Here is a 21,128-nt window from a genome sequence, read left to right as displayed (position 1 = left end):
CCTTTATATCATTATTAAAATTATTATAACTTTACGTTGAATATGTATAAAAATAAAGACACTTAGGTTTCAGTACCCAAGTGTCAGTTATTTTATTCATCAGCATCTTGTTTATGCTTATGTTTATGGTCTTGGTTATCTTCATCGTCTTCATCATCAATCGTTGGTCTAGTTTCAAGAAATTGATATTTTAAAATAACCCAAACTAATTGATGATTATCCATTTCAGAGATAATCCAACGATCGTAGTTAGTATCAATATGATCATTTACTTGTAAATTAGTGTTATGAGCTTGTAGCCAACCACCAATCGTATCGATATCTTCTGAATCTTCGAATTCAATACCAAATTGTTCGTTTAAATCATCTAAAAGAACACGTCCATTAATTTGATACGTATCATCTTCAAGTTTAACGATATCGTTCACTTCATCATCGTCAAACTCATCTCTGATTTCACCAACAATTTCTTCTAGAATATCTTCCATCGTTAAAATACCAGCAGTACCACCATATTCATCAATAATTAAACTAATATGAACATGCTCACGTTGCATTCTCACTAAAGCATCACTGATACGCGTTGTTTCAGATATCATTGGTAAGTCATGAATATAATTAGCAATTTTAATTGGCTTACCTGATGCGTATTCAGTTAAGAATTCCTTGACGTTAATAAATCCTTTAATGTGGTCTTTGTCACCATCTTCAGTGATTGGATAACGTGTAAATTGATGTTCTTTGATTGTTTCGAGTAATTCATCCACATTGAAAGGTTCGTTTAATGTAACCATTTGAGTACGTGGCACCATGATATCTTTCGCATGTCTTTCATCGAATGAAAAGATATTTTGCATATAGTTAAGCTCAGTTTGGTTAATTTCTCCACCATTATAACTATTGTTGATAATAATCTTAATCTCTTCTTCTGACATCGCATCAGTTTGAGCATCTGGATCTACACCAATCATTCTAATAATGACACGCGCAGAACCATTCATTAACCAGATTAATGGTTTCATGATATTTCCGAAATAGTATAGTGGTCTAGCATATGTTAATGCTAATTTCTCTGTATGTTGAATTGCTATAGATTTAGGTGCTAATTCACCTAGAACTACATGTAAATATGTTACAGCAATGAATGAAATAATGAATGAAATTGTTGTTGTTAAGGCATCAGGTAAATGAAGTAAATCAAAGATAGGATGTAACAACTTTTCAAATGTTGGTTCACCTAACCAACCTAATCCTAAAGAAGTTACCGTAATACCTAACTGACAAGCTGATAAGTAATAATCTAAGTTTGCAATCATTTTCTTAACAATCTTAGCACTACCGTTTCCTTCATCAGCCAATTGTTCAATTCTTGTAGAACGAACTTTTACTAACGCGAATTCTGAACCTACGAATACTGTAGTTAAAGCAATTAATAAAAAGAATATTACTAAGTTTATTATGGTCACTGTATCCAATTAATTCCCTATTTCTAGGGATTCACCTCCAAATATTATGTGTCCCATATGGGTAACACGGATTTATTGCGTTTTTCTTTATAACAATATGTTCACATGTTAAGACCTTCCCATTGCGACACCCCCGAAAAAATGTATTACTTTTATTTTATCATATATTAATTATAAATAGTTGAATGTAACGCTTTTAAATGAAAAGTTACAACTTATCATTTAAAACTATGATTGCATAATAGTCAAGGACGTCTACAGACTCTTACTCATTTAGCATCTTTCTATTCTATACTCTCATATGTCTACCCATTTTTGCATGTTTTAACATTAATTTTAAATAAAAATCTCTTGCCCTATTTCTCAAGAGCAAGAGATTGATTAATCTATTATATTATTCATCCATAGATTCAGATGCTTTAATTTCGTCACGTGTTAATTTAGGTTTTAAGATACCGTACATAAATGCTGAAACTAAAGTACCTACGACTAAAGCGATTAATGTTTGTAAAATATGGCTAAAGTCTGTAGCTGCGATAACGATGATACCACCGTGTGGCGCATTAATTCTTGAGCCAAGTGCTAATGCGATCGCACCACCAACACCTGAACCTACCATCATTGATGGAATCACACGTAATGGGTCAGCTGCTGCGAATGGAATTGCACCTTCTGTGATGAATGAAAGTCCCATTACATAGTTTGGTACGATTGAACCGCGTTGTTCTTTAGTAAATTTACGTTTGAAATGAGCATTGCTGTTGCAATTGCTAATGGTGGAATCATACCACCTACCATAGCTGCTGTAATTGGTGCTGCGTTACCTTCAGTTAAAGCAGCTGTAGCGAATACGTATGCCGCTTTGTTGAATGGACCACCCATATCGATAGCCATCATAGCACCGATAACTAAACCAAGTAAGATAATATTTGAACCTGATAAACTGTTTAAACCATTTAATAATAAGTTATTTAACCATGCTGCTGGTGGATTAAATACATAAATCATTAATAAACCAGTGATTGTTACACTTAATAATGGATAAATTAATGTTGGTTTTAAACCTTCTACAGCTTGTGGTAAACCACGAGTAATATATTTAATACCTTGAGTTAAGTAACCTGCTAAGAAACCTGCAATAATACCACCAATAAATCCAGAACCACCTGAAATAGCTAACATACCACCGACTAAACCAGCTGCGAAACCTGGTTTGTCTGCAATACTACGCGCAATGAAACCAGCTAAAATTGGAATGATTAAAGCGAAAGCACTCTTATTACCAATGTTCCATAATTGTTCAGCAAATGCATTATGTTCCGCACTCTTAGGATCAAATGAGTTAGGACCGAATAAGAATACAATCGCCATTAAGATACCACCAGCGATAACAAGTGGTAACATATTTGAAACACCATTCATTAAGTGTTTGTAGAATGCTTTACCAAAACTTTGTTTTTCATTACTTTCACTGCTTTGAGCTTTAGAACTACCGCCACGAGCTACGAATGGTTTACGACTTGTATCAAGTGCAGTATTAATTAACTCTTCTGGTCGTTTAATACCATCAGCAACTGGTACTTCAACCACATTTTTACCATCGAAACGATCTGTTTCAACATGTACGTCAGCTGCAACAATAACACCTGTCGCTCTTTCAATATCTTGTTATGTTAAATGGTTTTTAATACCGCCAGATCCATTTGTTTCGACTTTAATTTTAACGCCCATTTTATCAGCTTGTTTTTTCAAAGCATCACGCGCCATATAAGTATGAGCGATACCTGTAGGGCAAGCAGTAACTGCAAGCACATATGGTTCATTTGAATTTTGAGTTGCAGTGCCAGCAGTTGCCGCGCCAGCTGTAGCAGCTTCTTGTTCTTGCGCCTCTTTTTCTTCTTCTTTAGTTGCTTCATCATCTGCGTTGTCAATAATTTGAAGTACTTCTTCAGGAGAATTAGCATGTAATAAGTTTTCTCTTACTTTGTCATCCATTAAAATACCAGATAACTTAGCTAATGCATCTAAATGTGTTTGTGCGCCACCTTCTGGAGCAGCAATCATAAAGAATAAGTGTGCAGGTTGTCCATCTAAACTTTGATAATCAACACCAGCTTTAGATTTACCAAAAGCGATTGCCGGAGATTTTACGGCAGCCACTTTAGCGTGTGGAATGGCAATACCTTCACCAATACCAGTTGTACTTTGTGATTCACGATTGTGGATAGCTTCTTTAAATTGAGTAATATCACTCAATTTACCAGCTTTATCTAATTGATTAACTAATTCGTCAATGACACCATTTTTATCTGTAGCTGATAAATCCATTGCAATCGTTGATTTTGTCAGTAATTCTGTAATTCTCATCTATTTCACTCCCCATCAAGTACTGTAATAGTAACTTGTGATTTAATATTTTCTATATCTTCAATATTAGCTAAATCTTCTGTGAACGCTGTAGCTGTTCCAGAGGCTACGGCTTGTTGAAAAGCATCTTCAAGTGATAAACCAGATTCTAGACCAGCTACCATTCCAGCAACTGTACTATCTCCAGAACCTACAGTGTTAACAACTTGTCCTTTAGGGTTTTGTGCTTTAATACTGCGTTTATCATCAATATAAATAGCACCATCGCCACCTAGAGAAATAATGACAGATTGAGCACCCTCTTTTAAAATTCCTCTGCCATATTTCACAACATCTTCGTCACTAGTGACTGTCATATTAAACATTTCTTCCAACTCATCTTTATTTGGTTTAATAAATAATGGTTGATATTTCAATACTGTGTTAACTAAATCTTTTTCAGCATCGACTACTAATTTAGCGCCTGTTTGTTGCGTAATGCTAGCGATTTGTGCGTAAGCATCACTCGGAATGCTTTTCGGAACGCTACCAGCTACGATAACTGTATCTTCTGAAGTGGTTTGCTTAATTTGAGTTAACAATGACTGAAATTGTTCAGCTGTCACATTAGGACCTGGCGCATTGATTTCTGTTTCATCGCCAGATTTCAATTTAACGTTAATACGTGTATCATCATCTACTTTTATGAAATCTGTTTTAATATCACTTTGTTGTAAAGTATTGGCAATGAAATCTCCTGGAAAGCCTCCAGCAAAGCCTAAAGCAGTCGATTGAACACCTAGTGTTTTTAACACACGTGAGACATTGATGCCTTTGCCCCCAGCAAATTTATATGTTGCTTTGGCTCTATTTAAACCTTTAAGTTCAAAGCCATCCGTAAACATAATGTAATCGATGGATGGATTAAACGTTACTGTATAAATCATGACTCTCCTCCTAAAAATTGATATTTATCTCTATATTTAGCGTAGTGCTTGTGCATTTTTACTTGTTTAGAAACAATTAATTCCACTTGATGATTGTCTATTGGAACATGCGCGAAATATATTTCATCTAATTTTGATTGATCCAGTAAAATATACGATTGCGTTGCTTGTTCAATTGCTTTTTCTTTAATCAACGCTTCTTTTTCATCTGGCGTAGTAAAACCATATTTTAAATCAATGCCATTCATTCCTAAAAATGCTTTATCGAAACAATAACGACCTAAAGTATGTAAGGCACTTGCTCCTACTGTTGCAAGTGTAGTGGCTTTGACTTCTCCACCTATCATTAATGTTTTAATGCCTTGACTCAAAAGTTTCTCTACATGTGTGAGACCATTCGTTACTACAACAATATTTTTCGCTTTTATAAAAGGAATCATTTCAATTGTAGAAGAACCAGCATCCATAAATATACAATCATTATCTTGAATTAATTGCGCAGCTACTTTTCCAATTTCTCGTTTTTCTTTTAAGTTCAACGATAATTTTTCAGAAAGTACTGGCTCACTATTTCTCTTGGTATTAAGCATCGCTCCACCATGAACACGTTGGAGACGGCCTAATTGTTGCAACTTTGATAAATCTCTTCTTACTGTTGAAGCACTACAACCCGTGCGTTCAATCAATTCTTGAAGGGTTAAAAAATCAGTTTTTTTCAGTTCTTGTAGTATAATGTCATGTCGTTTTTCTGAAATCATTAGCTCACCCCTCTTCACCCCAAATTATAATGTGTACGCTTACATTTTCCAATCAAAAGTTGTCAAAAGCACTCAAAAACATTCAAAATAGCCATAAAAATGACAGATATTGCTTTCTTAATTTGTTCTGTAGCAATATCTGTTGATATAGTTCGTTATTTTTGAAGGATATTGGCCGTTTGAGCATGGGTTATGTCAATTAAATCATTAACATTTACCACGATTTGAATGCCACGTTGACCACCACTTACATGTATTTTCTCTCTATTCAATGCCGACTGATCAATAGTAGTTTTAAACAAATGTTTCATACCGACGGGTGAACATCCACCACGAATGTAACCTGTCACTTGTTTTAAATTCTCCATTGGCATTAAAGTCAATTTCTTCTCATTCACTACATGCGCAGCTTCCTTTAAATCTAATGTTTCATTTACGGGTATCACAAAGACAAAATGATCATGGTTTGCATTTTCTAACACTAATGTCTTATATACATCATCAACATTCGCTCCTACTATATGGGCAATCGCTTTGCCATCCATATGACCATCGCCCACTTCGTAAGTTCTTACTTCATAGTCAATTTTTGCTCTATCTAACATTCGCATTGCATTTGTTTTCTTATGCTTCATTTTATCACCTCGTTAATACTGTTATTTATTCTACTACTATTTTGGCCAAATATAAAAAAAGCGCTCTTTTCTACTTAAAGAAAAGGCGCTATTTGTGATTAGTTGCTGTTATTGGTTCAATTTTACCCATCTTGTTAATGGCGATGTCGTTTGGTTGCTTACTGTCATTAGATTGAAGCGCAAACGTCACATCTTGATTCGTTTCATCTGTTTGATTCAGTTGCGTTGTTTTCCCATAATGTTGCTTTGAATAGTTCTCAGCAATAATTTTACATTCTTCAGCTGAATACATATGTGTTGGCTCAGTTTTATTTTCTTGTAGTTGATTATAACGAATTTCCGCTTTTTGTTCTTCTGCATTCTTTTCTGATGCTTTTGCCGTATGGTTGCTACTAATATTTAATATATCTTTGGCTTCTGATACTTTTCCCATTTTTGAAAATGAAGAAATCGTGTGATGTACTTTAGCTAAGGCATCTTGATTTGTTGCGATAAACAGTAAAAAAGCTAAGCAAATTGATAAAATAATAGCTACCATACCTAATAGTATGTTTTTAAAGTTCATCTCCTTACCCACATTTCTCTCTAAATTTTTTCTTATCTTAACATACAAATGGGCAAAAATAATTATGTAGACTGCAATTTAAAATAACTGTAATCTTTGTAACAGTTATATTACCGAACGACTTAATATTGTTACATATTAACAACTTAAATGTAAAAAACAATAACCTCCCCAGTTAATATTTACATGCTAACTGGAGAGGTCTAATATAGGTTTATTTAGATGTATTGCGACCACGTTGTTTCGTTCGCAATGCCTTTTCAATAAAAATAATAAGAATACCAAGTAACATAACGATGATAGACATATATAATGGAAATTCTAAATTAACATCAAATAGTGCACCTGCTACGAGCGGGCCTATAAAGTTACCCATGCTAGTAAATGTAGAGTTCAAACCTCCAGCAAATCCTTGACGATTGCCTGCAATATTTGAGTAATAATTTGTCAGTGCCGGGCGAATTAAATCAAAGCCAATAAAGACAATGAAGCTAATAATCATAATTGTCCAGTAGTTATTGGATAATATAAGTAAACCAAGAACGATAGCTGAATATAATAACGACCACACAATAAATGTTAATTCCGTCATATATTTCATGAATTTATCGAAAAAGAAGACTTGGAAGACGGCACCTGCAATGCCTCCACCTACGATAGCAATTGAGATATCTCTTGGTGTATAATCTGCTTTCTCAGCTGTATATAATGAGAATAACGTTTCAAAAGCGGATAAACCAAAAGCTAAGACAAGTGTCAAAATAATTGGAGTAATAAAGACTTTCCAGTTAATTTTAGTGAGTGTTTCTGGTTCAAAGTTATGGAAAGTTTCATTCGATTCATGACGTGGACTATGAATTAATATTAAAGACAAAATAAATGCTAGAATACCAAGCGTACCTGCAAAATAAAATGGCGCGCGATGGGAGAATTCAGCAAGAAAGCCCCCTACTCCAGGTCCAAGAATGAATCCCGAATTAATAATGGCAGACATGTAACCAAAGTTTTTAGCTTTATCTTTAGCTGGTGAAATGTCAGCAATCATACCGGTTACACCTGGCATGACCATACCTGCGCTAAATCCTCCTAATATTCTGGAAATGATTAATGTTGAAAAATGATGACCGACTGCAAATAAATATTCTGAAATAGCGAATAAAATAAGACCGATACAAATAATTAACTTTTTACCTAATTTATCTGCTAAGGTGCCTCCAAAAGGTGAAATAATCATTTGAGAGAGCGCAAAGGCTGCAACTAATACACCTAGATCACTCCCTTTTAATCCTAAATCTTTTAAGTACACCGGTAGAACGGGGATCACTAATCCTATACCTACGAAGATTAAGAAAATATTGAAATATAATGTAAATAATTGTTTTTTCATGCTGTCACCTCTTTTCAAAGAATGTATCTTCACAAAATTTTATTAATATTTTTAGTTAAAAATTACATAATATTGAAACATTGTATACTATTCTCTTTCTATATTACAATAGGAAAATGTAAATTCTAAATAATTCAACTTATAACCTATCTCAACGTATAATGTAGTTAACTACTATTTATTTGAGGTGAAAATAATGAAATATCAAAAAGATGGTCAAACATTTCTTTTAGTATTAGATAAAAGTGAAGATATAGTAGAACAAGTAACGCAATTTGCTGAAGAACAAGAGATGAAATTTGGTACAGTGAGTGGTATTGGTGCTTGCGATAATGTAACATTGAATTTTTATAATTTAGAAACGCAAGAATACGAAGCAAGAGAAGTAAATGAAGCTTTAGAATTAACAAGTTTATTAGGCAATATTTCGCATATTGATGAACAACCCTTTGCACATTTACATGGAACATTTGGCACTCGCGATTTCCAAACATTAAGTGGGCATTTAACTAAAGCTAGAGTGTCAGCTACAGCTGAAATTGTAATTACAATGACAAATATGGATATTAACCGTACACACGATAGTGAAACAGGTTTAAATTTATTGCGTCCATAATTTCTTCGTATATCGGCTATTTATTAAAAATTGATAAATAGCTAATTGTTTTGTATTTCAGTGCTATATCAATTAATATGCAATATACAGGTAAATTAGTTGATTACCTATTTATGAAAGTTTAATATTAAAAATTGACTAAACAAATTTAGCGTTTTATTAATATCAAAGAAAGTAGTGTATGATATGACAGCGCGTTATATTGCAAGGCTATATTTTATTATTCTTTTTACTGTGTCATTATTTGAATCGCAGGTTTTTAATTTTATGAGTTTAAATCTTTTCTTAGCTTACATACCTTTTGAGCTATGTTTGCTTTTAAGACTATTTAAACCTAGAAAACCATTTGAATGGCCACTATTTATTGTGTTTGCACTTATTTTTATATTATTAGTGCCTAACACTTTTTATATGCTGACAGATTTAATACATCTTAACCAATTCACTTTTGATTTTTATGTACGTTTAAATTTAATGGAATGGATTTATTTCACATACTTACTTTTAGGTGTCTTTTTAGCAATTTATTGTATGGTATTAATTTTCATTAATTTATCTCATATCACTTCAAATCAATGGCTTAATCGTTCATTAATTATCGTATTAATGTTCTTGAATGGTTTAGGCATTTATATGGGACGTTTTTTAAGATTCCATACCGTACATCTCATTACAAGACCATTCACAATTATTCATCAAGTACTTAATGAGTTAAATCTTCATACTATTATTTTCGTACTATTAATGGTATTACTTCAAGCTGTTATTATTTTATTTGTAAAAGGAGTGCGTGTAGCGAAATGATGAATATTTTTTTACTCCTTATTATAATAGTAGCTTTGCAACTTGCTATAGGTCATTTCTTTAATCGTATTGGTTTCAGCATGGAACATAGTTTATTACTTATGCTATTACCACTAGGTATCGGTTTATTTCTTGTACAAGTTTTTTATTATGAACGTCACTACCCTAGATGGGAAGTACCGTTTCACGTAAAACTTAGATTAAAATATATGTATTTAATCACTTTCTTAGAATATGTAGGCGTTTATCTATGTTTATTTGTTTTAAAATAATATATGTATGATAGAAACTGACTGTAAAATTGAATAAATAAAGAAGCCAGTAAATGAGTTTATAACATTCATTTACTGGTTATTTTATTAGGAATTATATCCTTGACTCTTTAATTTAAAGATTTTTAAAAGTAGACATTACATATTCTCGAGCGCTTTTATGATCGACGATAGGTTCTGGATAGTCTTTACCTAATTTAAGCCCCTCTTTCTCAAGTTGTGATTGATGTTTTAACGGTTCATGTAGCCATTTAGCTGGCATATCCTCAAGTTCCGAAACAAATTTTTTAATATATAGTGCGTCTTTATCGAAACGCTCACTTTGTCTTATTGGACTAAACATTCTAAAGTATGGTACAGCATCTGTTCCCGTAGAAGCCGACCATTGCCAACCGTGAACATTTGAAGCTGAATCGAAATCTATAAGTTTCTTTCTGAAGTAATCTTCTCCCCATGTCCAATCGATAAATAAATCTTTAGTTAAGAATTGTGATACTACCATGCGCATACGATTATGCATATAGCCAGTTTCATTTAATTCAGCCATAGCTGCATCTACTATTGGGAAGCCTGTTTTCCCTTCATACCAACATTTGAAATCTTTTTTATCATACGACCATTTGATATGACGATATTTTTCATTAAAAGCTTCATGTGCCGTATTAGGATATTGCGTCATTAAAACATAATAAAATTCACGGAACATTAATTCTCGGATAAACTTTTCAAAATTACTTTCATCTTCTTCGTAACTTTCCAGTAACTCAGTGATAATCTGTTTAATATCAATAAGTCCGTAAGCTAATACGATACTTAATTGACTTGTTAATACTTCAGGTAAATACTCTCTATTTGAATCGTAATTTTGAATATCATTTTCTAAAAAGTCGTGCCACTGATCTAAGGCCTGTTCTTCAGATAAACCATCATTTGAATCATCTTTATCTAATGTTTGTTGAGATTTAGCACATAATTTTGCAATATCTTTGAGATTATAATCATAAGCTGAGTGTTGTCGTAAGCTAGAACGATGTGCTTTGTAAAAACTTGTGAACACTTTATATGGCGTACCTTGTTTATTCATTGTGGTACTTGGTTTAAAGTAATGATTCGCTCTTAACGTAACTACCGAAATATCATAGTTATTAAATGCTTTTTTCAAGTGGCGAATGTCATAACTTTCTTGATGATAGCTCATAATATCGCCTGCCACGACCACCTCTTCAATATGCTTGTCCTTGCAAAAGTCCCCTAACTCGCTATATTCAATTAAAAATGGTTCAATATCGTGTTTTTTTAATTCTTTTAAAAAGTTGTCCAACACACCGTAATAATAGTTACGTTTCATTTCAGTGCCTTCTTCCTCAAATATTTCCTGAGGAATAATTAAATAACATTGATCAATATCATTTTGTTGTTGGCTTATATATTCAAATAATGGATTATTTTGTGTTCGAAAAACTCTATTCAATATGACACCTATATTCATCATTTCACTCCTCACTTCGCGTTCATTTTCTTTACCCTTTTTCAAGAGAATAAAAAACGTGAAGTACAACTATGTCATCTCATATTTAAAATAACTATACTAAACCAAGCCAATGCCAATACGTTAAACTCAATATGATGACAAGTATATAGCCAACAATTGTTAAAGGAATGCCTGTCTTTAAGAAGTCTTTAACCGTAAAGGTATTTGTACCATACGCAAGCATGTTTTGAGGGGCGCTAACTGGTAGTAAAAATCCGAAACTAATAACAAACTGCTGTATTAATACAAATCCTATAGATTGATCACCAAGATGTAGGGTCGATGTTAATGAAATAAATACCGGAATCAGTGCTGATGCTAAACTTGTAGCACTTGCGAAACCAAGATGTATGATAATGTTAAATAATGTAATTAATGCGATGGTAGCGATAATTGGTAGATGATCAAGACCCATTAAGCCAAATGTTTTATCGCTTAGCCATTGCGCTGCACCCGTTTTTAACAATACATTGCCTAAAGATATACCGACACCAAATACAATAATTGTGCCCCATGGGATTTTCTTTTCAACGCCTTTCCATGACATTACTCCTACTTTCGGCGTAAGCATGATAGCTAAAGCAATAATCGTTATAGAAGCTGAGTCTATGGGATGTAATATTTTTTCTGTTGACCAAAAAATAAGTAATAAAATTGAAATAACAATTAAACGCCATTCTTGAGGAGAAACAGGACCTAATTTATCAAGCTCTGCTTTAATTAACTTCTTCCCACCTTCAATTGATTCACGTTCTGGAGGCATAACTTTCATCATTATAAAATATAAAGCGATAGACATTAGTATAGACCATGGTGCAGCATATAAAAACCATTCTCCCCATGAAACATCATGCCCTAAGTTTTGATTAATAAAATTTACCGCTACAATATTCTGAGCAGCAGCCGTTTTAATACCTATATTCCAGATGGATACAGCTTGTACAGCTGTAATAATTAATAATGAAGCCAGTTTACTATCTTTCGATACTTTAAATGCAGCAATCATTCCAAGTAAAATCGGAACTACTGCGCCAGCTCTAGCAGTAGCTGAAGGTACAAAGAAGGCTAAAATAATAGATACTAAAATAGCACCAATAACTATATTACGTGTTTTATTTCCTACTATAGATAACACAAGTAAAGCTAAGCGTTTATGTAAATTTGTTTCTTGCATAGCTGCAGCTAAAAATAAAGCGGCTGCTACAAGTGCAACTGCAGAGGTTGAGAACCCACTAAAAGCGTGACTCAGTGCATTCCCTGTCCCTAATAAATCATTACCAGATAATATTTTATCGCCAGCTTTCGGATTACCAAGCTTTTCAGTAAGATTTTGAACTGGACTAAAACCGAGAATTAAAATAATTAAACCTAAAATCATTGTAGAAGATACTGGATAAGTAACCGCTTCAGTTACCCACATAATCACTGCAAAAGCTAAAATCGCTAAGGCGCCCTTAGCCATAATAGGTAAGCCTGCTGGTGTAGGTAATAATAAAATAATAAATAAAACAACAAAACTTGCTATAATCCAAAATGGCTTATATCCTTTGCTTTTCTTTTCATTTTCTTTCTGATGATTTGCGCTTAAATTTTCCGTTTTTGATAACGTTTTGTCTGACATTTTTATTACCCTCCTTTAAGATGGATACACTACTAGTATATCAAGAAAGCGCTTTATTTAAATAATACACAAAATAATGTCCTTAATTTTTAATAATTTTTAGATAAAAAATAAAAGAACTTTGAAATGCTATTAATACATCACAAAGTTCTTTTTAATACAGTTGGTTTATCCAAAAATTTCACGATTTAATCCAAATACATATAGTAATATAAAGAATACTGCGGCACTTAAAATCGTTAAAATCAATGTTAAAATTAGCGTTCGCTTAAATTTATTAATAAATGCGATAAATAACATACCTAAATTATAAGCAAAGAAAAGGCCGAATAATGCCATCGTTACTTTGATATTAGTATAAAAAATGTTTAGTAATAAAACGATAATCGCAAAAATAACATATGGAATTGTAATCCATTTAAATTCAAAGCTGATTTGCTTTGTACGTTTATCTTCATTATTCATGCACAAACCCTCCTTTTTACATTATAAGATATAACCTAACTTTCTCCTATATATTACATGTGACAAAGTCTTAACATTCACATGAGTCTCTTTTAAGTAAATTGAATCATCTCTAACTGGTTACGCAGACGATTTATATCTATACCTTCTCCAATAATTACAATCGTTAAAGGGACATTTTTATCGATTACTCCATAATCGGGTAAGCCCATAGAATATTGGAATTCATATGTCGCTTCAGGCAAATCTCTGAATTTTACAAAACCCTTTAAACGTAAGACATTATCAGGCAATCTTAAAATAAATTGATAGAAGAGTTGGCGATCTATGGCAGAGGTAAACGTATATTGCATAGATTGAATGCCATGATGATGAGCATGACGATGTGATGTTAATGGATGATGATTACTCCCCTCTAACTGTTCATCATCCACTTGGCTATACGTCGTACTAATTAGCGTCGCTTGAGAGTTAAGACGTTTTAATTCGGCTTCAATATCTCGCAATACTTCTTCCTCTACTAAATCAGTTTTGTTAAGAATAATCACGTCACTATATGCAATTTGCTCTTCCATTAAACGCATAGTCGACTCAGTGTAGTCATCTTTTTTTGAAAATCGTTGCGCATCTACGAGACCAATAATTTGTGGCGTTTGCACCTCTTTAATAATAGTAGGATCTTGGCATGCAGTAAAAATTTCTAATGGATGAGCAATACCTGTTGCTTCAATGACAATATGTTGCGTTTCTTCTTGTTGAACTAATATATTCAATTGATTGACTAAATCATTATTTAAATCACAACAGACACAACCATTAATTAAAGATTTAACCGACACATCTTCGCCCACTAACAAGCTGTCGACATCAAATTGTCCAAATTCATTCATAATAATAGTAACTTTCTCATCTTTTTTTAATAATTGGTCTATATAATATTTTAAGAATGTAGTTTTGCCACTTCCTAAGAAGCCACTAACAATTGTAATAGATATTTTTTCATTTTTATTATTTATCATTTTTAAAACTCTTTTCTAATCAAAAAATATTTGAATTTGATAATATAAGTATATGTTTTAGATTATACTTGATTAAAATAGAATTATCTTCTAAAATTTAAGCATACTTTAATTTTAGCATGGCATTGAAACGAAGTGTGTTGCAAGTTATATTTTACACAACATAGACGAAATTTAATCCGAAATATAGAGAGACGGATAGAATGTCTGGAGGAGAACTTTAATGTCTGAACAACATAATTTGAAAGAGCAACTATGCTTTAGTTTGTACAATGCACAAAGACAAGTAAATCGCTACTATTCAAATAAAGTCTTTAAAAAGTACAACCTGACTTACCCACAATTTTTAGTGTTAAGTATTTTATGGGATGAATCTCCTGTAAATGTTAAAAAGGTAGTAACTGAACTCGCCTTAGATACTGGTACGGTATCACCTTTATTAAAAAGAATGGAACATGTTGATTTAATCAAACGTGAACGTTCTGAAGTTGACCAACGTGAAGTATTCATTCATCTTACTGAGAAAAGTGAAAAAATCAAACCTGAATTAAGCGATGCATCTACAAAAGTTGCTACCGCTTCTTCATTAAGTACTGATGAAGTGAAAGAACTCAATCGTCTATTAGGCAAAGTCATCGACGCCTTTACTGAAAACAAATAAAATGACATGCTAATACAACGCTAATTAAAGTTATACGGTTTGAATCAATTTTATATATTTATCAATAACGAAAAACCTGAGGTATCTAAATGCAATAGATATCTCAGGTTTTTCGTTTCAATTAATATTTATACAAATGGTTTTAGAAATGAACTGCAAATATTGGTACATAGTTAAAAGTATTGATACACGTAAGTGCTATGCACTTATGTAAGAAATTCTAAAAATAAACTACGATTGTTGTTGAGTGACGCCTGAGGGAGTTAGAGTTATTAATGAACGTAAGTATTCACACACTTACGTAAGTAGTTCTAAGATAGATTACGAAGTGTAGTTGTGAAGACTCCTAGGGGAGCAGTGCTAGTCGAAGACTACAGGCTGAGACAGCACCCCTGGAAAGCGCAACAACTTAAACGAGTGAATATCTATCTAAGAACGCCTTTACATGACTACAGGCTTGAGCCTTTCCCGCAAGAAAGCGTCGCAACAAAAATGAGTAAATGTTCATCTAAGCATTTTCTTTCATCAAACGACTGAAATAACTATCCTTTTCAACTAGAGCTTCATAACTCCCTTGTTCAATCACTTGACCATCAATCATCACAACAATTTTATCAAATCGCGATAGTAACTCTATATCATGCGTAGCAACTACCATTGTTTCCGAATATTGTTCCACCAAACGCATCACATTTTGAGTATTCGCTTCATCCAATGCTGTCGTTGGTTCATCTAATATCCATACATCCGCCTTTTTCAAGAGCAAGCGCGCAAACGCCAATCGTTGAATCTCTCCTCCCGATAACGTATGCCCATCAAGTGTAAGCTGTTGATCTAATTTTAAATGTCCTAAATTAACTTGTTCTAACACTTGCAGTAATGTTTCATCCTTTTCTTCTGAAAATAAATTCTCGCGAATGGTACCGTCAAATAACTGTTGCGCTTGCAATAACACGTTAAGTTCACTATAACGTGCATCCTCTGTGATATCTGTCACTGTCTGACTATAAAGTCTAACGTCACCATGTGGTATCTCATATAAACCACTTAAAATTTGAAGTAACGTACTTTTACCAGAACCAGACGGACCGATAATTGCCACTTTCTCTCCCTTATTGACAGTTAAATTAATTTTATTTAACACCGGCGTCTCTTGATAGAGATAATTAAACGTTAGATCTTTAACTTCAAATACGTTTCCATCTCTAGAAGTAATGTCAGAGGTTGAAGTAGTAGTAGGATACGACAAAACACCATTTAAATCTTCCAACGCTTCATCTGTATCGGCTTTATAATATGCAAAGTTACTCATTGGAACGGCTTGTTCAAATAGCGTCAACATCATTAATACAATACTTGTTAAATAGATAACATTAAGCTGACCATTGCCCACTTGTATTGCACCGAGAGCAAGACTCGCAAATAGAGCTAACATTGCAAGTATATTTAGCATATAATCATACAACGTTAAGAAACGTGTCTCTTTCGCTTGCAATGTATCATACTGATGCATTGATGTGAGCACAGCTTGACGATATGCTTCAGTTTGATTAAAACAATTTAATTCTTCATAACCTTCTTTATAATCATAAAATTTCGCTAAAGTATCTTGTTGCTGTAATGCCACTTGTTGTTTTAATGTACGTGCACGCTTAGCACTAAGCCACGGTACTATCCATAACGAACATAGCATACTAATCACAATAATAATTGCATGTGCCACGCTAAAATAAATCAACGTTACAGCTGCAATCATTGCTGTAAAGCCAATAACGATTGGTGGGTAGTACACACGTAAATAGATGTTTTGAAGTGCTTCTACTTTACTTATCATTTTAGAAATAAGGTCACTTGATTTATATTTACGATAAATATTCGGTACACGTGGAATTAAGTGTTTCAAGAATTGCACCCTTACATCACGAAGCATTGTAAATGTCGTGCGATGGGACAATAAGCGTTCTCCATAGCGTGCAAAAGCACGTAGGAAACCAAATAATTTTACAGATACAACGAGTACTATTAACGCATATAAGGGGGCACCTAGGGCACTTTGAGTAACCATATACCCGCTTAGAAAGAACATAGCTAATGCCACTAAACCTCCTGCTATGCCTGTTAATATCGCTAATATCAAATCTTTATCAGGTCGAAATTGAATACGTGGTTTCATCGTTGTTCACCACCTTTTGTGTAACTCACGGAAATATCATCATCATCTTTAATAAGTTGTCCGTGTTCAATAAATAAGCGACGCGTTGCTTGTCGAATAGTAGATGTACGATGCGCAATGATAATCATTGTTGTATGCTCGAAATATTGCGCAATAGCTTGTTGAATCACTCTTTCGGTGTCTAAATCTAAACCTGTCGTCGGCTCATCAAAAATGACGATATCTGGATTTGTTAATAGCACGCGTGATAATTCAAGACGACGCATTTGTCCTCCAGATAACATTTCGCCACCTTCCCCGATAGGCGTATGGATGCCTTGAGCTAAGCTTTGGACTTTATCTTGAAGTCCTACCCTTTCTAATACTTCAAGAACAACTTCATCTTTGACGTCCTTAAACATCGCAATATTTTCTTTTATTGTTGCTGAAAATAGGTATGGATGTTGACTAAGCATGCCTATATTAGACACGTCACTGCTAAATGTCACATTTCCATGTGTCGGTTTGAGCGACTGTGTAAGTAAGCGCGCCAGTGTTGTTTTACCTGCTCCACTTGGGCCTACAATGGCAATTTTCTCACCTTGATTAATCTTTAATGATACGTCTTTGATGACAAATGTAGTGGTGTTAGGATATTGATAATGAACATTTGCCATCTTAATTTGGGACGTTTGTGTAGGTACAATTTCTGGTTTACTGTTTGGTTCTGCATTTTCAGAAGCTAAAAATTCAAATACGATATCGCTTGCACCTTCACTTTGCTTGCCGGTATGGAAAGCTTGGCCTAAATCTTTGATAGCATTGTAAAATTCAGGCGCTAGGATAATCGCGATTGCGGCTGTTCTAAAGTTAATGTTATGAAAGACGACGAGGCTCAATGCTGCTTCTAATGCTACTAATCCAATGCCAAGCATGCTAATAAATTCGAGCATAAGGCCTGAGAGGAAAGCGCTACGTAGAATTCGCATCGTGAGATCTCTGAATTGTGTGCTATCTTTATAGATTTGGGATTCTGTGTGTTCAGTACGTTTAAATAGCTTTAATGTGATGAGACCCTGTGTTACGTTTAAAAATCTTTGGCTAAATTGGTTAAGATGTGTCATTTGGTCTTTGGATTCGTCTCGTGTCTTCAGGCCAAATATAATGTAAAACAGCGGAATAAAGGGCGCTGTGACTATCATGATAAGTGCTGTATTTAAATGAATAAAACACATGGCTAAGATAATAATGAATGGTATCATCATTGATTTAAAGACTTGGGGTAAATAGCTTTTGAAAAATGGTGCTAAGCCATCAATCGTTTCTGTCAAAATGTTAATTTGTGTACCAATGGCGACGGATGACTGTTTAAATAATACTTGTTCTCTGAGCTGATGTTTTATTTTTGTTGCTAATCGATCACCTAAGCGCAAATTAATCGTATTTAATGTGGCTCTTAAAATAAGTACGATTAAAATCAGTAATAATAATGGATAAATAGAGGTATGTTGGTGATAAAGCATGCGATTTAAGAATTCGGCAATACTCATATTTTGTATCACTACGCTAATGGCGAGTAACAAACTGATGATTCCCATAAAAAATGGGAATATTTTATATTTAAAGACTAAATTCATTAGTTTTTTCATTTTAACTTCACCTAATTTACTATTATAAGAACTTATAACCTATTTATCATTTAATTAAATTTGAAAAATTAGTGACAAGGTGGATTGCTAGTAATATAAGATGAGGTGCTTTTATATTTTGAGTGTATGCAGATTTCATACTTTAGTCCGTTGTATTGAATAGGTCATTAAATATAAATTATTAAGTGGGTATTTAAAATATTTTGTAACATAACAACTATTTATATGTAGCACTTTCATTATAAAATTTATTTTCTCTTTCTATTTTTTGATGTTTATAGTGTTCTACTTTAATATCATTAGCAAAGCTTTAATTTAATATGATATTATAATAAAGTGAATTTTGACAACAATATATTTTAAGACTACAAAATTTTAATTTTTTAATAAAAGAAAGAGGTTACTTATGATTATTATCGAGTTTATCAAAGCTTTAATCCTAGGTATCGTTGAAGGTTTGACTGAGTTTGCGCCAGTATCCTCAACAGGACATATGATTCTTGTTGACGACATGTGGTTAAAATCAACGAATTTTCTAGGTTCTCATTCAGCTTTTACTTTTAAAGTTGTCATCCAATTAGGATCTGTTTTTGCGGCAGCTTGGGTCTTCCGTGAACGTTATTTCGAAATGTTACATATTGGAAAACATAGAAACTCTTCTATAAATGAAGAATTTCGTTCTAAACCACGTCGTTTAAACTTATTACATATATTAGTTGGGATGATTCCAGCTGGTATTTTAGGCGTATTATTTGATGATTTTATTGAAGAACATTTATTTAGTGTGCCAACTGTTATGATTGGTTTATTCCTTGGTGCAATTTACATGATTATAGCAGATAGATTTAGCACTAAAGTCAAAAACCCACAAACTGTGGACCAAATTACTTATCTTCAAGCTTTTGTAATTGGTATTTCACAAGCGATAGCAATGTGGCCTGGTTTCAGTCGTTCTGGTTCTACAATTTCAACTGGTGTACTTATGAAATTAGACCATAAATCGGCTTCAGATTTCACATTTATTATGGCTGTACCAATTATGTTAGCAGCTAGTGCTTTATCATTAGTTAAAAACTTACAATATATCGAACTTGCACATATTCCGTTTTATTTAATCGGTTTCTTAGCTTCATTTATTGTTGGTTTAATCGCAATCAAAACATTCCTACACTTAATTAATAAAGTTAAATTAATTCCGTTCGCTATTTATCGAATCGTATTAGTAATCTTTATCGCAATTCTTTATTTCGGTTTCGGAATTGGTCAACATATTTAATATACAAGAGGTTGGGACAAAAGCGTTTAGGATTTGAGCAGAACCGAACAATGAGCAAAATTGTTTCTCAAATTTTGTCGAGTTGTGAGAGATTCTGGCGAAAATCCTGCTTTTGGGACGCCGTTAATCGGTTTCCCAGAGCACAAATTCTTTATGTCTCAACCTTCTTTTTTTATTTTAAAAGCGTTCACAACAGTAAGTGTTTCCGCTAGTGCCCTCGTTTACTTTCATGTATCATAGGGTATTGAAGGGATATAGTAAAATTAATGGAGGCAACGAGTATGGACAAAAAGACGATCATTAAAACAACGATTAATGTATTACCAATTTTTCTTGTGCCACTAATTGTGGAACGTAAACGTATTAAGTCTCATCCTGACGTTCAAAAAGCTTCACACGCTACATCAAATGCGTCACATGCGATTGCTGGCAAAGCTTCAGATGTTAAAGATTATTTTGGTGATAAAAAACAAGAATTTGATAATAAACGCGAATTGAAAAAAATTGCGAAAGAAAATGATCCAAAATACATTCAGAAAAAAGGCGAAAAATTAGCGAAGAAAAATCGTAAAGAAGCTGACAAAATGGATAAAAAGCTTCAAAAAAATATTGAACAACGCCACAAAGAAGAAGAAAAAGCACGTGAGAAAAATGAAAAACAACGTATTAAAGAATTGAAAAAAACTCAAAAGTATCAAGAAAAAGTAGGTTTAACACCTGGTAAACTTGATGATGAAACTGAGAAAAAAGGCGAAAAGCTAGAAAAAGAAAATAAAAAAGAAGTTAATAAATTAGATAAAAAACTTCAAAAGAGTATTGATAAGCGTCATAAAGAAGAGAAGAAACTTCAAAAGCAACAAGAAAAAGCACGCATCAAAGAAATGAAAAAGTTTAAAGACTATGATGCTAATAGTGTAGTAACTCAAAATAAACAAGAAGATTATACTAAGGCATAATT

General features: G+C 33.2%; 18 protein-coding genes and 1 pseudogene. 6 read left to right on the top strand and 13 right to left on the bottom strand.

All coding sequences use genetic code 11. The features are described 5' to 3' along the window. Positions 1-92 precede the first annotated feature (92 nt). The 7 genes and pseudogenes from E2558_RS00555 to norA form a co-directional block, all read right to left on the bottom strand. On the bottom strand, positions 93-1,475 hold the full coding sequence (locus tag E2558_RS00555) for a hemolysin family protein (protein WP_126565064.1): 1,383 nt from the start codon (positions 1,473-1,475) through the stop codon (positions 93-95). A 385-nt stretch (positions 1,476-1,860) separates the two neighbouring features. Then, a pseudogene (locus E2558_RS00550) lies at positions 1,861-3,833 on the bottom strand (PTS fructose transporter subunit IIABC). A 5-nt stretch (positions 3,834-3,838) separates the two neighbouring features. Continuing rightward, positions 3,839-4,759 carry a 1-phosphofructokinase gene (gene pfkB, locus E2558_RS00545; protein WP_126565063.1) on the bottom strand — a complete coding sequence of 307 codons (921 nt, stop codon included), beginning with the start codon at positions 4,757-4,759 and terminating at the stop codon, positions 3,839-3,841. After that, a complete protein-coding gene (locus tag E2558_RS00540) occupies positions 4,756-5,517 on the bottom strand; it encodes a DeoR/GlpR family DNA-binding transcription regulator (protein ID WP_126565062.1) in 762 nt (253 codons plus the stop codon). Before E2558_RS00540 ends, pfkB begins: the two co-directional genes overlap by 4 nt. 155 nt (positions 5,518-5,672) lie before the next feature. Next, positions 5,673-6,152, bottom strand: coding sequence for a Cys-tRNA(Pro) deacylase (ybaK, locus tag E2558_RS00535; protein WP_126565061.1), 480 nt, complete (start codon positions 6,150-6,152; stop codon positions 5,673-5,675). Between the two features lie 88 nt (positions 6,153-6,240). Next, positions 6,241-6,717, bottom strand: a complete 477-nt coding sequence (locus E2558_RS00530) for a hypothetical protein (RefSeq protein WP_126565060.1) — start codon at positions 6,715-6,717, stop codon at positions 6,241-6,243. A gap of 214 nt (positions 6,718-6,931) precedes the next feature. Next, positions 6,932-8,104, bottom strand: a complete 1,173-nt coding sequence (norA, locus tag E2558_RS00525) for a multidrug efflux MFS transporter NorA (protein WP_126565059.1) — start codon at positions 8,102-8,104, stop codon at positions 6,932-6,934. A gap of 196 nt (positions 8,105-8,300) precedes the next feature. Between norA and E2558_RS00520 the strand changes: the two genes are divergently transcribed. From E2558_RS00520 to E2558_RS00510, 3 genes are all read left to right on the top strand, one after another. Beyond that, a complete protein-coding gene (locus E2558_RS00520; protein ID WP_126565058.1) occupies positions 8,301-8,720 on the top strand; it encodes a PPC domain-containing DNA-binding protein in 420 nt (139 codons plus the stop codon). 186 nt (positions 8,721-8,906) lie between these two features. Next, positions 8,907-9,524 carry a DUF1361 domain-containing protein gene (locus E2558_RS00515; RefSeq protein WP_126565057.1) on the top strand — a complete coding sequence of 206 codons (618 nt, stop codon included), beginning with the start codon at positions 8,907-8,909 and terminating at the stop codon, positions 9,522-9,524. Next, positions 9,521-9,796 carry a hypothetical protein gene (locus E2558_RS00510; RefSeq protein ID WP_126565056.1) on the top strand — a complete coding sequence of 92 codons (276 nt, stop codon included), beginning with the start codon at positions 9,521-9,523 and terminating at the stop codon, positions 9,794-9,796. The genes E2558_RS00515 and E2558_RS00510 overlap by 4 nt, the downstream gene beginning before the upstream one ends. A 115-nt stretch (positions 9,797-9,911) precedes the next feature. On the opposite strand, the gene E2558_RS00505 is transcribed toward E2558_RS00510, so the two are convergent. The 4 genes from E2558_RS00505 to E2558_RS00490 form a co-directional block, all read right to left on the bottom strand. Next, complete coding sequence (locus tag E2558_RS00505) at positions 9,912-11,285, bottom strand: cryptochrome/photolyase family protein (protein ID WP_126565055.1); 1,374 nt, start codon at positions 11,283-11,285, stop codon at positions 9,912-9,914. Positions 11,286-11,379: 94 nt separating this feature from the next. Further along, on the bottom strand, positions 11,380-12,948 hold the full coding sequence (locus E2558_RS00500) for an SLC13 family permease (RefSeq protein ID WP_126565054.1): 1,569 nt from the start codon (positions 12,946-12,948) through the stop codon (positions 11,380-11,382). A 168-nt stretch (positions 12,949-13,116) separates the two neighbouring features. Next, a complete protein-coding gene (locus E2558_RS00495; RefSeq protein ID WP_126565053.1) occupies positions 13,117-13,413 on the bottom strand; it encodes a hypothetical protein in 297 nt (98 codons plus the stop codon). A 92-nt stretch (positions 13,414-13,505) separates the two neighbouring features. Beyond that, positions 13,506-14,432 (bottom strand): CobW family GTP-binding protein, encoded by a 927-nt coding sequence (locus E2558_RS00490; RefSeq protein WP_126565052.1) that lies wholly within the window; start codon positions 14,430-14,432, stop codon positions 13,506-13,508. 223 nt (positions 14,433-14,655) lie between these two features. Here E2558_RS00490 and mgrA point away from each other — a divergent pair, with 223 nt between their 5' ends. Then, positions 14,656-15,093 carry a global transcriptional regulator MgrA gene (gene mgrA / locus E2558_RS00485; RefSeq protein WP_126565051.1) on the top strand — a complete coding sequence of 146 codons (438 nt, stop codon included), beginning with the start codon at positions 14,656-14,658 and terminating at the stop codon, positions 15,091-15,093. A gap of 508 nt (positions 15,094-15,601) precedes the next feature. Here the strand turns inward: mgrA and cydC are convergent. Both cydC and E2558_RS00475 read right to left on the bottom strand, forming a co-directional pair. Then, positions 15,602-17,266 carry a thiol reductant ABC exporter subunit CydC gene (gene cydC / locus E2558_RS00480; RefSeq protein ID WP_126565050.1) on the bottom strand — a complete coding sequence of 555 codons (1,665 nt, stop codon included), beginning with the start codon at positions 17,264-17,266 and terminating at the stop codon, positions 15,602-15,604. After that, the gene (locus tag E2558_RS00475) at positions 17,263-18,894 is read right to left on the bottom strand and encodes an ABC transporter ATP-binding protein/permease (protein ID WP_126565049.1); all 1,632 of its coding nucleotides are present in this window, start codon (positions 18,892-18,894) and stop codon (positions 17,263-17,265) included. The genes cydC and E2558_RS00475 overlap by 4 nt, the downstream gene beginning before the upstream one ends. Before the next feature lie 406 nt (positions 18,895-19,300). Here E2558_RS00475 and E2558_RS00470 point away from each other — a divergent pair, with 406 nt between their 5' ends. Both E2558_RS00470 and E2558_RS00465 read left to right on the top strand, forming a co-directional pair. Next, a complete protein-coding gene (locus tag E2558_RS00470; RefSeq protein WP_126565048.1) occupies positions 19,301-20,170 on the top strand; it encodes an undecaprenyl-diphosphate phosphatase in 870 nt (289 codons plus the stop codon). 281 nt (positions 20,171-20,451) lie between these two features. Then, entirely contained in the window at positions 20,452-21,126 is a 675-nt protein-coding gene (locus E2558_RS00465) for a hypothetical protein (RefSeq protein ID WP_126565047.1), read from the top strand. Positions 21,127-21,128 lie beyond the last annotated feature (2 nt).

Source organism: Staphylococcus pragensis, from assembly GCF_004785665.1.
Lineage (GTDB): Bacteria > Bacillota > Bacilli > Staphylococcales > Staphylococcaceae > Staphylococcus > Staphylococcus pragensis.
Note: the sequence above shows the minus strand (reverse complement) of the source record. Positions and strands in the feature narration are given on the sequence as shown.

Excerpts from the sequence above, each read along its gene's own strand:
- E2558_RS00490 (WP_126565052.1), bottom strand. The coding sequence starts at position 14,432 with ATGATAAATAATAAAAATGAAAAAATATCTATTACAATTGTTAGTGGC.
- E2558_RS00520 (WP_126565058.1), top strand. The coding sequence starts at position 8,301 with ATGAAATATCAAAAAGATGGTCAAACATTTCTTTTAGTATTAGATAAA.
- E2558_RS00530 (WP_126565060.1), bottom strand. The coding sequence starts at position 6,717 with ATGAACTTTAAAAACATACTATTAGGTATGGTAGCTATTATTTTATCA.
- E2558_RS00465 (WP_126565047.1), top strand. The coding sequence starts at position 20,452 with ATGGACAAAAAGACGATCATTAAAACAACGATTAATGTATTACCAATT.
- E2558_RS00515 (WP_126565057.1), top strand. The coding sequence starts at position 8,907 with ATGACAGCGCGTTATATTGCAAGGCTATATTTTATTATTCTTTTTACT.
- E2558_RS00500 (WP_126565054.1), bottom strand. The coding sequence starts at position 12,948 with ATGTCAGACAAAACGTTATCAAAAACGGAAAATTTAAGCGCAAATCAT.
- norA (WP_126565059.1), bottom strand. The coding sequence starts at position 8,104 with ATGAAAAAACAATTATTTACATTATATTTCAATATTTTCTTAATCTTC.
- E2558_RS00475 (WP_126565049.1), bottom strand. The coding sequence starts at position 18,894 with ATGAAAAAACTAATGAATTTAGTCTTTAAATATAAAATATTCCCATTT.
- E2558_RS00510 (WP_126565056.1), top strand. The coding sequence starts at position 9,521 with ATGATGAATATTTTTTTACTCCTTATTATAATAGTAGCTTTGCAACTT.
- pfkB (WP_126565063.1), bottom strand. The coding sequence starts at position 4,759 with ATGATTTATACAGTAACGTTTAATCCATCCATCGATTACATTATGTTT.
- E2558_RS00495 (WP_126565053.1), bottom strand. The coding sequence starts at position 13,413 with ATGAATAATGAAGATAAACGTACAAAGCAAATCAGCTTTGAATTTAAA.
- cydC (WP_126565050.1), bottom strand. The coding sequence starts at position 17,266 with ATGAAACCACGTATTCAATTTCGACCTGATAAAGATTTGATATTAGCG.
- E2558_RS00505 (WP_126565055.1), bottom strand. The coding sequence starts at position 11,285 with ATGAATATAGGTGTCATATTGAATAGAGTTTTTCGAACACAAAATAAT.
- E2558_RS00540 (WP_126565062.1), bottom strand. The coding sequence starts at position 5,517 with ATGATTTCAGAAAAACGACATGACATTATACTACAAGAACTGAAAAAA.
- ybaK (WP_126565061.1), bottom strand. The coding sequence starts at position 6,152 with ATGAAGCATAAGAAAACAAATGCAATGCGAATGTTAGATAGAGCAAAA.
- E2558_RS00470 (WP_126565048.1), top strand. The coding sequence starts at position 19,301 with ATGATTATTATCGAGTTTATCAAAGCTTTAATCCTAGGTATCGTTGAA.
- mgrA (WP_126565051.1), top strand. The coding sequence starts at position 14,656 with ATGTCTGAACAACATAATTTGAAAGAGCAACTATGCTTTAGTTTGTAC.